General features: G+C 50.0%; 11 protein-coding genes. 7 read left to right on the top strand and 4 right to left on the bottom strand.

Annotation, left to right across the window (positions count from 1 at the left end):
- The first annotated feature begins 13 nt into the window (after nt 1–13).
- From NV375_RS08390 to NV375_RS08375, 4 genes are all read left to right on the top strand, one after another.
- A complete protein-coding gene (locus NV375_RS08390) occupies nt 14–781 on the top strand; it encodes an EAL domain-containing protein (RefSeq protein WP_258807722.1) in 768 nt (255 codons plus the stop codon).
- A 267-nt stretch (nt 782–1,048) separates the two neighbouring features.
- Complete coding sequence (locus NV375_RS08385) at nt 1,049–3,262, top strand: glycosyl transferase family protein (protein ID WP_258807721.1); 2,214 nt, start codon at nt 1,049–1,051, stop codon at nt 3,260–3,262.
- A complete protein-coding gene (locus tag NV375_RS08380) occupies nt 3,250–6,270 on the top strand; it encodes an NfrA family protein (protein WP_258807719.1) in 3,021 nt (1,006 codons plus the stop codon). Before NV375_RS08385 ends, NV375_RS08380 begins: the two co-directional genes overlap by 13 nt.
- Before the next feature lie 59 nt (nt 6,271–6,329).
- Nucleotides 6,330–7,148, top strand: a complete 819-nt coding sequence (locus NV375_RS08375) for a DUF4434 domain-containing protein (protein WP_258807718.1) — start codon at nt 6,330–6,332, stop codon at nt 7,146–7,148.
- Between the two features lie 4 nt (nt 7,149–7,152).
- Here NV375_RS08375 and NV375_RS08370 read toward each other — a convergent pair whose 3' ends face one another.
- Together NV375_RS08370 and NV375_RS08365 are read right to left on the bottom strand one after the other, a co-directional pair.
- Nucleotides 7,153–7,770, bottom strand: coding sequence for a glutathione S-transferase family protein (locus NV375_RS08370; protein WP_258239688.1), 618 nt, complete (start codon nt 7,768–7,770; stop codon nt 7,153–7,155).
- Between the two features lie 26 nt (nt 7,771–7,796).
- On the bottom strand, nt 7,797–8,738 hold the full coding sequence (locus tag NV375_RS08365) for an META domain-containing protein (RefSeq protein ID WP_258807717.1): 942 nt from the start codon (nt 8,736–8,738) through the stop codon (nt 7,797–7,799).
- Between the two features lie 174 nt (nt 8,739–8,912).
- Between NV375_RS08365 and NV375_RS08360 the strand changes: the two genes are divergently transcribed.
- The gene (locus NV375_RS08360) at nt 8,913–9,680 is read left to right on the top strand and encodes a thioredoxin domain-containing protein (RefSeq protein WP_258807716.1); all 768 of its coding nucleotides are present in this window, start codon (nt 8,913–8,915) and stop codon (nt 9,678–9,680) included.
- Nucleotides 9,681–9,686: 6 nt separating this feature from the next.
- Here NV375_RS08360 and trxC read toward each other — a convergent pair whose 3' ends face one another.
- Nucleotides 9,687–10,118 carry a thioredoxin TrxC gene (trxC, locus tag NV375_RS08355; protein ID WP_258807715.1) on the bottom strand — a complete coding sequence of 144 codons (432 nt, stop codon included), beginning with the start codon at nt 10,116–10,118 and terminating at the stop codon, nt 9,687–9,689.
- A gap of 137 nt (nt 10,119–10,255) precedes the next feature.
- Between trxC and NV375_RS08350 the strand changes: the two genes are divergently transcribed.
- Entirely contained in the window at nt 10,256–10,780 is a 525-nt protein-coding gene (locus tag NV375_RS08350; RefSeq protein WP_258807713.1) for a cupin domain-containing protein, read from the top strand.
- Between the two features lie 60 nt (nt 10,781–10,840).
- On the top strand, nt 10,841–11,527 hold the full coding sequence (locus NV375_RS08345; protein WP_258807712.1) for a dUTPase: 687 nt from the start codon (nt 10,841–10,843) through the stop codon (nt 11,525–11,527).
- On the opposite strand, the gene NV375_RS08340 is transcribed toward NV375_RS08345, so the two are convergent.
- Nucleotides 11,524–12,219 carry an SDR family oxidoreductase gene (locus NV375_RS08340; protein ID WP_258807710.1) on the bottom strand — a complete coding sequence of 232 codons (696 nt, stop codon included), beginning with the start codon at nt 12,217–12,219 and terminating at the stop codon, nt 11,524–11,526. The two genes, NV375_RS08345 and NV375_RS08340, sit on opposite strands and share 4 nt — an antisense overlap.
- Nucleotides 12,220–12,229 lie beyond the last annotated feature (10 nt).

The following is a 12,229-nucleotide window of genomic DNA, read 5'->3' as shown; positions in this document are numbered from 1 at the left end:
ATAAAGGATGCGCATGACGATACCCGCAAGTATTCGCCAACAGACCTGCCGTGATTGTTTGGCTGGAAAAGATCTTGGTTTTGCCATTGAAATGGCGTTTCAACCGATTGTTGATATTAAAACGCAACGCATCATCGCTTATGAAGCTTTAGTGCGTGGCCCAAATGGCGAGGGTGCGGGTTGGGTTTTCGAGCGTGTGACTCATGATAATCGCTATTATTTCGACCAAGCCTGTCGGGTAAAAGCGATCGAAACAGCGGCGCGCTTGGGTTGCAAAGCGTTTTTGCATATTAACTTTCTTCCCAACGCAGTCTACAGCCCAGAAACGTGTATTAAAGCAACGATTGAAGCCGCGGATTTGTATGGTTTTGATCTAACAAAACTGGTCTTCGAAGTCACGGAAGGCGAAGAAATCATTAGTAAATCTCATTTGCAGCGTATCTTTGCGAGTTATAGTGCGCGTGGTTTCCAAACCGCCATCGATGACTATGGTTCCGGCTATGCAAGCCACCGCTGGCTGGTAGAATTACGCCCGCATATTCTGAAGCTTGACCGCACGCTGATTATCGATATTGACCAACACCCAAAAAAGCAACAAGAGGTAGCGCAAGTTCGTGCTCAATGCGAGCTTCAAGGCACACGTATTTTGGCCGAAGGTATTGAAACTGAGGCGGAAATGCGAACCCTTACTGCACTAGGTGTACGTTACATGCAGGGCTATTTATTTGCGAGGCCCGAATTTCAAGGGTTACCGGCAGTTGCGTTTCCCAGTATGGACTAAATCGAAATGGGAAAGCTTCTCTTTTAAAATTTTGTCACCCCCACCTATAAATTATAAAAAATGTTATAGGCCCACAATATGACTATGGCTACTGTCAGATAGCATCTTTCGTAATTTGTACTACTATTGCTCATAAAATCAACAGATTTTAGGTTGCAACTTTTGTTGCGTTTATGGGCAGTTCACTTGCAAATTTCTAACACTGTTCAACGAGTGAAAGAGCGCAGTGAGTTGAGTGCAACTTAACCGTTGCCGGGGGCTCCTTCTATGACATGGTTTGATGTTTTTGTCCTTTATCTCTATGGATTAAAGTGGCTTGCAATAGGTGTGATGGTCGTTTTGTTTATTTTCGGCGTAGATGACCTTTTCATTGATTGCTATTACTGGATTCGTAACCTTTATCGCAAGTTAACCATCTATCGGAAGTTTGATTACTCTGATCCTGACAAGCTATTGAATGAGCCCGAAAAGCCTTTGGCGATCATGGTGCCGGCGTGGCACGAAGTGGGTGTCGTGAATAAAATGGCAGCAAGCGCCGCCGCGTCACTCGACTATGAGAACTATCAAATTTTTGTCGGAACCTATCCCAACGATCCAGAAACCCAAGCTGAGGTCGATCACGTCGTCGAGCACTACCCGAACGTTCATAAGGTGATCTGTGCGGAGCCGGGGCCTACCAGTAAAGCTGACTGTCTGAATAACATCATCGCTTCGATCATTGAGTTCGAGAAGAAAACCAAAATTGAATTTTCAGGTTACATTCTGCATGACGCTGAAGATGTCATCTCAAGTATGGAATTGCGGCTCTTCAACTATTTAGTTGGCCGTAAAGACATGATCCAATTGCCCGTTTATCCGTTTCCGCAGCGCTGGTATGACTTTACCGCAGCGCATTATCTTGATGAATTTTCTGAGCTTCATGGCAAAGATATTATTGTGCGTGAGTCACTTGCGGGACAGGTACCGAGCGCTGGTGTGGGCACATGTTTTAGTCGTCGTGCGATCATGCACCTACTTAAAGAGGGTGATGGTCTACCCTTCGATGTCCGGTCACTAACTGAAGATTACGATATTGGTTTTCGCCTAAAAAACTGGGGCATGGAGGAAATCTTCGTCCGCTATCCGGTGAAGCTTGAACAAGCCCAATTACGCGAGAAACACGCTGGGGTTGGGCGTCGTGATGGCAATGTGGTGTGTGTGCGCGAGTATTTTCCAACCACCTTTACCGCTTCCGTGCGACAAAAGACGCGTTGGATTATCGGCATCATCTTTCAAGGTTCACGTAAACTGAAGTGGACCAAAGATTGGCGAATCAACTATTTTTTATGGCGTGACCGCCGCGGCGCACTTGCCAATATCGTTAGTTTTTTGGCGATGGTGGTTTTCATCCAACTGTTAGTAATTTGGACGGTTGAGCAATTTGTTCCAAGCACCTATCGGGTACTGTCGATCTTCGAGAACGATCCGCTGGTAGTGTTCTTCTTGCTTGCTAACTTGTTCTTCTTGGTCAATCGATTGGTGCAACGCTTTTATTTTGCTAAGCAATACTACGGTTGGTTCCAAGGCTTCATGTCTATTGTGCGTATTTTCTGGGGTACGCTGATTAACTTCACCGCAAGTTTACGGGCTATTAAACAAGTCCTGCAACATGGCGACCCGCGTAAAGTCGCCTGGGATAAAACGTCGCATGTGTTTCCTGTGGTGGCGCCGCCGCGCAAACAACCACTGGGTTCGATACTGATTGAGAATGGTGTACTTACCGAAGCGGATCTCGAGAAGGCATTGTTGGAACGACCAGCGGGCATTCGGTTAGGGGTTTATTTGGTGACAGCAGGCTTTGTCACACTCGACGAACTCAGCGAGGCGATTGCGGTGCAAGAATACAGCTCGTTCCAAGCGTGCGACCCGTTCACATTGGATGAGAATCTGATGAAAGCGCTCCCTGCGGATATTGCCTTTAAATATTCGATTATCCCGCTTGCTGAAGACGGGAAAACGCTCATCGTTGGTCGTGAATATGCGCTTAGTCCTGTTGCCGAAAGTGCTATAAGTCGTAAGCTGAAAAGGCCGGTGCGCGGTTGTGTGACGACGCAAGGTGCGGTCACCTTAGGTTTGCGTTATTGGTACATGAATGATGAAAGTGCTGATCCACGTGTAGCGCTTAGTGAAGCACAAGAATCTAAGGCTCTCTCCGAAACGCAAGTGCGCCTCTTACGCGATTCCTATTTTATCCGCCAAGTGCCTTTCGGCACGGCCTTGGTGCAATCTCGCGTGATCGACCCTGCAGTGATGGCGCAGGTGATGATGGCTTTTGATCGGCGCGGGGAAACGCGTCTAGGTGATTATTTGGTCCGTGAAGGTTTTATTAGTGATGAACAACGTGATGAAGCTTTGGCTTACCAAGAGCGGCATCAGATTGAAATGAAAAAACTTTTAGCTGAGGCGGTTGCTGGCCAACCGGGTATCACATGCGTGTTCTAAGTATAGTTGCCGCAATGGCGGCGATGGCGCCACAAGCCATGGGTGACTCGATTTTTATCGGTCTAAGTGATTACCAAGAGTTTCGTACCTACCCGTATGTTGATAAAGCCTATCGGCTACAGCAGGAAGAACGCTATCAGGCCGCTTTAGAAGAGCTTGATCGAGCGATAGCAATTGCGCCTGAGCATGAGCCGTTTTATCAATATGCGTTTGAATTGGCGATGTTGAATCAGGATATTGAGCGCGCGCGACAGTACCTTGGCGAAATTCCTGAACGTAACCGCGTGGCGCTACGTCAGCGCATGCTCCGCAGTGCGATGGCACGAGAGGTTCCCGCAGCGCCTGAGATGCCAGCTTTTTTGGCGGACCTTACGCCAACTCAGCAGCTTGAGCTTATTCAGCAAGGTTTGTATCAACTCCAGCAGGAGCAAAACAAAGAAGTGGCTTGGGCATGGCTCAATGCGTTGCCGCAAGAGCTGTGGACACCGGAACTTAACCTTATCGCAGCACGTATTGCTGCCGATGTAGGTGCTTTTGACGCGGCGGCACAACAATTTTCACGCTATGCCAAGCATGCAGAACTTGCGCCGGAAGAAATTGCGGAATTTGGGTATGTGTTGGTTGAAGCGAACGATGAAGCAGGTGCCTTTGCGTTAGCACAACGTTACCCGCAAGCTGCTGGTGGTGTGATACGTGAACTGGCCTATAAGGCTTTGGGACGCAACGATCATGCTGGTGCGTTGCGTTATTTCGGTTGGTTACAGAAACGTGGCTATTTGAGTGCAAATGATGTTAAGCAGTACTACTTTTTGCTCGAAGAAGATGGCCAACTAGAGTCTGCATTAGCGCTATCCGAACAAGCCCAAACCAGCTGCTTAGAGCAAGTTCAGTTGCTGCTGAAAATGGATAACACCAGCGGCGCCCGTGAGCGCTTTGTCAATTGTTCAGTGCAAGAGAATCCTATCGTCTGGTTGTCGTTGGCAGAGCGTCTGGAACTTTATGACGCAGTGCAACGTACGACCTTTACAAGCTCAGCGCTGCAGCAACAGCGGCGCCAACTGCTGATGAATTACTACCATCAACAGCAAGCATGGCAACGGCAAGTGGAGTTACTTGCTGACACGGCTGCAAATGAAGCCGAGTTGACGTATTTGGCGATGGCATATGACCGTTTGGGTGATAACCGTAATGCTGAAACAACATGGCTGGCGATTTGGCGCAACTACCAAGACCCTGCGGCGCTCGAGAAGGTTACGTATCTGCTATGGCAACGCGGTGAGGCAGAACAAACCATCGCTTTATTGGAAGAAGGATTTGCCAAAGTTAATCTTGCAAGTGCGCCGGGTCGTGTGCTGGTTTCGCGCTATGTGAATATCCTTTATGGGCACCCTGAAGCGATTGCGGTTGAGCGGATTAAGTTACTGTCACGCAGTAATGCCGACCCGGTAGATGTTGCTGAGCTGTGGCGTCTGCAAGGTAATTGTGATGAAGCGTTAGCGGCGCTGGCGCAAGTCAGTAAAGAGCGTGGTATTCGGACGCGCGCAGAATGTTTGATTGACCGTGATCCAGAAGCGGCCTATGAAGCATTGCAGTTGGCGATTGGTCAAGAGCCTTCAGCGGGTGATTTGCGTTCGTTAGCGAGTTTGGCCGAGCGTGTGGGCGATAATGCTGCAGCAGTCGGCTATCTACAACGCATTCCGACTGCCGAACGCGTTTCTTCCGATGAGTTAGCGATTGCGCGGCTAACTTACTTACAGGGTGACTTGGCGGCGGCTGAGGCTGCATGGCAGGCGGCGCGGCAAGAAAACGAGCTGGATTGGTGGCTGCTCGGGGTGGATATTGCGCAAGCGCAACAGGATGATGAAAAGACCTTGTTACTGCTCGAGCGCGCTGATGAACGTTTTGATTCGCCGTTGTTGGTTGAAGAGCGGGCGCCGATTTATCGTAAACGTAATGACTGGCCGGCGCTTGAAGCATTGTATCGCGAAGCGGTCGCAACCTACCCCGACAATAAACACTTCCAAGCGGAGTTAGCCTATAGCATTTATGAACGGGATCCACTTGAATCAGCTGATTATTTTGACCGAGCTTTGCTGGGTTATGAAGAAAATTCGCAGGTTAAGCATTTGCACCAAGCTGCGTATGCTTTTAATTATCGAGGCGATAATGAAAAAACGCGTCACTATGCGGCAGCTGCGATCGACAAAATGCTCGTCAGCGATGATCCTGATGAGCTCCAGTTAATCAAGGCACAACGTTTACACCGTGATGTCGAAAGTCAGTGGGACTTTACTGTTGCAGGTTGGGCGGGTGACAGCAGTCGCGCTAATGTTGGACAGGGCATCGACGCGCAAGGCGATTATTTCATGCAGGTGCAAGCCGCCTATGCGTTTACTGAATCGCAAACGAGCATTGGTGGCCTTGGGGCTCAACTAAGTTTACTGCAAGGTGGCGAGAGCGATTTCTTCGAAACTCAAGAACTGGATGTAGGTCTAACTTGGAAGCCTTCAAAAACCTTTAACTCAGTGCTTGCCGTAGGTTTGCGACAGCAACTGGATGGCGACGAAGAATTGAAGCCGTACCTAAGGGCGTCGGTGGATATTTTGAGTCCGTGGAGTGGCAGCAAGTGGTGGGAACCGCAAAGCGAGCGGGTGTGGTACAACTCGTGGTTTGTTGATGGGATTTACTTCCCTGACGATGACCAACATGCGTTTTATTCGCGACTTGAATCTGGCCCAGTATTTTCATTGGCGCAGAGTCATCGGCAAGCATTGCGTTTCTATGGTTTTGCGCAAGGCGATACGTCGCGCGACTTAGTTGCTATAGGTGATGCTGACGACACCCGCGCGGGCCTTGGGGTAGGCTGGATGTCCGAGTGGTTTCAGTCTGACTACAATGGTTACAATTTGCGAATGGAGTTAGGTCTCGAGTGGCAGCACGTAGTATCAAGCGACTTTGCCGAAGACAGCGACAACGCGTTTATTGTGCGTTTTCAGCTTTACTTCTAACTGTAGTCTTAGGCGGTGCATCATCGGTCACGGCGAATGACGAACTGAAGCTGGGGGTGATGTACCAACCGCTCAACCGCGACGCTGATTTAGGCGCTCGCGGCTGGCGCTATTTGTTGCAGCAGGTGATGGCGCGTGACATCGATTTTGGCGTGTTGCAATGGACTCAATACGGTGCCGAAGGCTTTCAACAACCGCGGCCGTGGCTAGTTGAAACCGCTACCCTGTGGCAACATGAAATGCCGCTATGGTTAGGGCTTCACACCGAGCCTGACTACTTTACTGAAATGGCGGAAGGGGCCGCGGCACAACAAGCCTTCTTTGCAACCTATCTGCGTAAGGTCAATGCGACTGTGGCGCAATGGCAGCTATGGACACAGCAACATCGGGAACAATTTCTCGGCTGGTATGTGCCACTTGAGTTAAGTGATGCCTATTTTGCGAGTGCCGCAGAGCGAGCGCAATTGCACAGCTTCTTAGCAGACCTAAAGCAACGCCTTGGGCCAACACCTACTGCCATCAGTCTGTTTTTGAGTGCCGCTATGGCTCCGGAAGACCTTGGCGAATGGCTGGTCGAATTGCAGGAGCTTGGTTATGAAGTTTGGCTGCAAGATGGGGGAGGAACGCAGGCTTTGTCGGACGCTGATCGCCGTCAATACTTTGCCAAGCTAAATTGCAAAGTGGTGTTGATTAACGAAGCCTTTGTGCAGACTTCGCAACAGCCTTTTCAGGCCCGTCCCGCCCGCAACGAAGAGTTAGAACAGGCAATGGCAGAGCAGCCAGATTGCCATCGCCGTATTCTATTTTCGCTGCGCTATTTGCCGGAAACGTCGGGCCTACTTTATTTGAGTGACGTGACCAAACCGCCGCAAAGTTAAAGCACTAAACCTGCGCCGACGGACGTTCTTTCATCTGCTGATACCACTTGTTTAAGTGGGGTAGGCTGTCATCGACTCTTAGCTGGATAACCCGGGCAAACGCTGTCACCGCGAAAGCGGTAAGGTCTGCTGCGGTTAGTTTGCCACAACAAATATAATCCTTATCGGCGAGATGCTGGTTTAGAAATTCCATGAACTTTTGCGTGTCTTTCACACAAGACTCACCCCAGGTTGGGTTAGGAGTCATACGATCTTTGAAGTAGCCACTTGTGTGTTGAAAGCCCATACCACAAGGCACAAAATAGTAGTAATCAAGCCAACGTAGCCATTGTTCAATGAACGCCTGTTCGGTCGCAGACTCACCGAGTAATTTAGGGCTATCCGGATAGGCCTCTTCAAAATAGCGGCAAATGGCCATGGTTTCAGCAATACAGGTGCCGTCGTCGAGTTCCAATACGGGTACTTTCTTCATTGGGTTTTTGGCGACAAACTCAGGTTGTAAGTTCTCGCCTTTTTGAATGTCGACTTCGACGCACTCGACCTTATCTAACAAGCCCTTTTCGGCCAAGAACATACGCACGCGGCGCGGGTTGGGAGCTGTTTTTGTCTCATAAAGCTTCATTTTGCGGTCCTTCTTGTCGGTTATTCTTACCACAGCTTTAGTGGAACTTGCTGTAATTGCAGATAGTCCCCATTCGTTAACTGCAGTTGCAAAGTGTTGTCACTAAATACTTTCACGTTAGTGACTTGTTGGAGATCGCGCAAGAGCGCATCTTCAAATGCCATAGCAGGCTGTGGACACATACGCTTGGTTACCGCTAAAGGAGCAAACCGCAGGCCCTCGCCAGTGATTTCATAGCGGCCATTTACATAGTTACAACCGGCGAAGCCGCTAACACGTTGGTCTGAGTGAAATGTGAGTGACGGAGGCTGGTCTAGGGTGCTTGGGGCATCCATGAGTTGCCAGCTTGCACCGGCAATTAAACTATCAGGGTCTCCGGCACAGCCAAGCAATACGTCATCGTCAGTCTTTAGCTCAGCGTGGTAAGGAAAGCTCTGGCCGCTCATCGTATCGTAGCAAACCTGTTGTTCGAGCGTTAACACCCAACCGTTATCGAGCATTATATCGATCAGCAAAGGATGAAGCTGCTGCGCTTCAGGTCGCGTAATGGCAAAACTGGCCTCGCTACCGGGTTGGCGTAAGGTGGCTTGATCGCCGTTGATTGCGAGTAGCCAAAAGGGTTCGTTCCCGCGAGCGTTGAACTGTTGCGGAAGTGTGCCTTCAACAACGCAAAGCGGCAGAGAAAAGGCGTCTGAACTAAACTGCGCTTCGTTACCTTTGCTCCAGAACTCCGCACCGTTTTCAAGATGGGTATAACGAGCTCCTGAGGCGCTGCGGGTGGCCTTAAGATCGAGCGTTTGCGCACTTTCTGCACCAAACCGCAGCGTCAAGGTTTCGCCGTTAAGCTCGGTGGTTAACGGCAGGGCACCGCATTGGTACGACACCTTATTTCTCGGTTGCTCACTTGGACTACAGGCGAGCACGATAAGGGCTGTTGCGACAATGCTTAAACCACGAAGAATTGACATGTTGGAGTACCTTTTCTTTCTATCACGGAGCGATCACGGAGCTATCAAGGAACCTCATTATTGCTCGTTTCGGCCGCCTTTACGAGGGGGAGAGCTCGTTACAACGTATCTAAGACGTGACTTTTTGCCTCGTCTGCGTTGAAATGGGGTAACAGAATAACAACGAGGCAGATTATGACTTTTAAAGTAAAATTCATTTTAGCGAGTGTGACTGCGTTGCTGCTTTTAGCATGCGGACCTGCGCAGGAAACAAGTGGCACGACGAAAGATGACGCGCAAGCGAGTGAAAGCGACATCGGCGCGACATCTAAAGTCGCACAAGAGCTTGACCCGACGCCTGATGTCGTACAGGAGTTTAGTGCGACAGATTTTGTCGAGGGTAAGGATTATCGGGTTCTCGACGCAGCGCTAACACTCGCTGATTTTGAAAAATCGCCGGGCGAAGCCGGCTTCGTTATGGAGTTTTTGTGGCCAGGCTGTCCGCATTGCCAACATTTCAATCCAACCATCAATGCCTATGCATTGGAGTACACCGACGTAGCGGTAGTGAAACGTGCAGCGCCAGCCAACGAGCGTTGGGCCTACGACTCACGAGTTTTCTATACGCTACGTGAAGTTGCAGAAACGAACCTCGATGATGAAATGATCGAGTTTTATCAGCGTACCCGCGAAACCCATAATCGTTTACCAAGCCCCGAGGATATTCAGGGCTTTATGACAGAACACGGAATTGATGGCGAAGCGTTTGCTGCAGCGTTTGAAAATCCAGCGCAAACAGACAAGTTGCGCAAAATTATGACTGACATGATGGATGCCGAAGTTACCAGTGTGCCGACGCTTGTCGTCAACGGCAAATACGTGATTACGGCCTCGGCGCCGCACTCTCCGGCTGAGTCGCAGCGTTATTTCGCGCTTGTGAATCACTTACTCGAACTTGAATAACTCCGTTTAAAGGTGCTGTTGCAGCCATTGCTTAAATTGCTGTGGCGGCAACGCACCTGCCTGCCGTCCCACTTCCTGTCCATTTTTGATGATCATCAATGTAGGTATGCTTCGAATCGCAAAGTGCTGGGCCAAATGTGGTTCGGTTTCGGTGCTGACTTTCACAAAGCGCGCACGTTCGGCATACGCCTTGGCAACCTCGCTGAACGTCGGGGCAAACTGCTGACAGGGGCCACACCAACTGGCCCAGAAGTCAACGACTAGTGGAAGGTCACTGTCGCGGTGCGCGCGAAATTGATCAGCGTTAACGACAAACGCTTCGCCAGTAAAAAGTTTCTGCCTACAGGAACCGCACTTGGCGTCAGCGCGATGACGATCCGCCGGAAGTCGATTTTTCTTATGGCAGTGCGGGCAGGCAGCGATGATGGAGTCTGGCATGAATAGAATTCCTAAACTATTTTAGTGATAAACGAAATATAGTGGCGTATTCGCTTAATTCAAGTTGCTTTCAGCGATCCATTAACTAGGTTTTATAGTAAAAACTGGGTGATTTTATAAAAGAGGAAAGTTGTTCCATGCTGAATATGGATTTCTCACAGCGCGTCGTTATTGAAACCGCACGAGCTGAGTGGCAGCCCAGTCCGGCTGCAGGTATAGAACGAAAATTACTAGAACGTGAAGAGGCGGAGCGCGGGCGAGCTACCAGCATCGTTCGCTATGCACCGCGATCACGTTTTGCCACCCATCAGCATCCATTAGGCGAAGAAATCTTCGTGCTTGAAGGTGTGTTTTCCGATGACACCGGTGATTATCCGGCGGGCACTTATTTACGCAACCCACCAGGTTCATCGCATGCCCCTTTCAGCGAGCATGTCGCCTTAGTAAAGTGGCCTGCGGGCGAACTTTTCAAGCCGCATCGTCATTATGCTGGTGAGGAGATAGTGGTGTTAAGCGGTGAGTTTATCGATGAGCACGGACGTTACCCACAAGGTACTTGGTTACGTAATCCTCATGGCAGTAAACACACGCCGCGCGTTGAAGAAGAAACGATCATCTATGTAAAAACTGGCCATTTGCCGATTCCTGAACTCGCCTACTGACGGCGTCTTGTGCTATTTTGGCGTTACTAAAACATTAAACTTTAGCGAGAGGAATTCCTAATGACGCCAGCGCAAGCACGCCAACTTGTGGCTATGCAGATTGCCTTCAACCAGGTGATTGATCCTGATTATCCTGAAGCACCAAAAGTCAAACGTGACGACGTGAAGGCTATTCTTGTCGAGCTAGGCGAGTACTTTGAGCACACCGCTTACAAATGGTGGAAAAAGCAGGAAGCGGATTGGGAGCAGGCGAACATGGAGCTCATCGATATTCTCCATTTTGCGATTTCCGATGCGGTTGAACATGCGTGCGCTCAAGGCAAAGATGTTGTGGCTGCGACGGAGCATGTCGCACAGATCTTGCTTGCTGGTGCCGAAAACCATGGCAACGTTAAGGATGGTAAAGCGTTGGTCGCAGCCCTTGCGCAAGATGGTACAGAGGCGCAACCGCTGGTTTGTGGCCCGGTGTTTTTCGACAAGTTGATGACCATGTTGGTCGATGCCTACGGCGATGCCGACAGCGTGTACTTAACCTATATTGGTAAAAATGCGCTGAATAACTTACGACAGCAACGCGGCTACAAGCAGGGTACCTATATTAAAATCTGGCACGGCGAAGAAGACAACGAAGTGATGATGCGTCTCCTCGGTGAACACCAAGACGCAATTATTGCAGCCGAGCAACCGCTGGTGCATGCCCAAACGTTATTGCTCGACCATTATGACCGCGAGGTCGCTTCCGCTTAATTGCGATAAGCCGGCATCAAGTAAACTTCGCGGACGCTGTTGCGCGGGTGCGCATTAAGCGCAAACAGCACGGCGTCCGCCACGTCTTGTGGATCAAGCTTATCCGGCTTAGGTTCGTCAAAAAACGGTGTATTGACCATGCCTGGTGCAATGGTTGTACAACGGCCGTCCCATTCTTTCATTTCTTCCGCTAGATTTTGCGCGAAACCATGCACAAACCACTTGGTCGCACCATACACCGAACCTTTGATAGTGTAGCGTCCAGCGGCAGAGCCGGTCATCAAAAAATGCCCAGTGGTTTTGCGTAGATGCGGCAGGGTAAGGCGTGCGGTGTAGAGTAAACCATTGATGTTCACATCAATCATGGTCTTCCACTCGTCGGCACTGCCGGTTTCGGTGCCTGGTGTCTTCACACCGGTACCTGCATTGGCGAACACTGCATCTAATTGACCGAATTTCTCCAGACCTTTCACCACCACTTGCTCGAGCGACTTGTAGTCGCCCGCATCAGCAGCGATACCGATGGCTTGATCACTACCGATCTGGTCGACGAGTTCATTGAGAAGCTCTTTGCGGCGGGCCGTGAGAATGAGCTTGAAACCTTCTCGGGCAGCCGTTAATGCGGTGGTTTTACCGATGCCACTCGAGGCACCAGTGATGAGTAATACGCGACCTCTCTTAGGTTCTGACATAGCTGTTACT

It is taken from the genome of Pseudidiomarina sp. CB1 (assembly GCF_024752025.1).
Classification (GTDB): Bacteria; Pseudomonadota; Gammaproteobacteria; order Enterobacterales; family Alteromonadaceae; genus Pseudidiomarina.
Note: the sequence above shows the minus strand (reverse complement) of the source record. Positions and strands in the feature narration are given on the sequence as shown.